Annotated in this window: 2 protein-coding genes; one reads left to right on the forward strand and one right to left on the reverse strand. The window is 48.5% G+C overall.

What is annotated here, in order from left to right; all coding sequences use genetic code 11:
- On the forward strand, nt 1–795 hold a 795-nt coding region (locus R8N28_RS25780; protein ID WP_318183729.1), incomplete at its 5' end, for an NAD(P)-dependent oxidoreductase.
- A gap of 72 nt (nt 796–867) precedes the next feature.
- Here the strand turns inward: R8N28_RS25780 and yjgA are convergent.
- A partial coding sequence (gene yjgA, locus R8N28_RS25785) for a ribosome biogenesis factor YjgA (RefSeq protein ID WP_318183730.1) occupies nt 868–1,203 on the reverse strand: 336 nt, incomplete at its 5' end.

Here is a 1,203-nt window from a genome sequence, read left to right on the forward strand (position 1 = left end):
CTGGATCAATCGGTACTTTCGCAGCTGCCTCAGCTCAAGATGATTGCCGTTGCGGCGACAGGGTTTAACAATGTCGACGTGAACTATTGTGCTGAACATGGCATTGCAGTCGCGAACGTACGTGGTTATGCCACTCGATCTGTGCCTGAGCATGTGATCGCGATGTTGTTTGCTTTGCGTCGCAACCTGTTTGGGTACCATCAAGACATTGCGGCTGGTGAATGGCAGCGTAATAAGCAGTTCTGCTTTTTTACTCATTCCAGCGGGGATGTTGGCGGCAGTACACTAGGTGTCGTCGGTGGTGGTGCATTGGGACAAGCCACGGCGAATCTGGCTCAAGCGCTAGGAATGACCGTTTTATTTGCGGAGCGTAAAGGAGCAGCAGAATGTCGACCAGGTTATGTGCCATTTGAGGAAGTGTTGAAACACTCTGACGCGTTGACTTTGCACTGTCCGCTTAACGAGCATACGCAGAATTTGATTGGCAAAGCCGAGTTACAGCAAATGAAACCAAACGCGATTCTAATCAACACCGGTCGTGGCGGTTTGGTTGATGAGCAAGCGTTGGTGGATGCGCTAAAACAGGGTGAGATCGCAGCAGCAGGTTTTGATGTATTTACTCAGGAGCCTGCCGATGAGAGCAACCCTCTGATCGCTAATATTCACTTACCGAATTTGCTGTTAACGCCTCATGTTGCGTGGGGAAGTGATTCGTCGATTCAACGCTTGGCCGACATCCTGATTGAGAACATTAACGCGTTTCAGCGCGGAGACCTCCTCAATCGCCTCGCTTAATGGGCATTGATTATCCGCATTAAAAAAGCAGACCTAGTGGTCTGCTTTGTCTTTATGGTTTACGAAGGAAGATTAGATTTCTTCTTCGTTTAACGCTTTCAGGATTTGGAAAATTTCACGGTAAGATTTTGCTGGTTTACCGGCTTTCTTTTCTTTCGCTGCTTGGCGTGCAAGTTGGCGTAGACGCTGACGATCCGCTTCTGGGTACAGTTCCATTACGTCATCAATGGCTTTGTCGCCTTCTTCTACAACGCGATCACGCAGCATTTCAAGTTTATGCAGCGCTGCTGTTGCTTGTGAGTGTTTGTTGCGTACTTTGTCCAATGCCGCTTGGATTGGTTCTGGGTCTTCATAACGCATCAATTTACCGATACGTTGTAGCTGACGACGACGCGCTTCGTTCTTAAA

It is taken from the genome of Vibrio sp. Vb1554, from assembly GCF_033344235.1.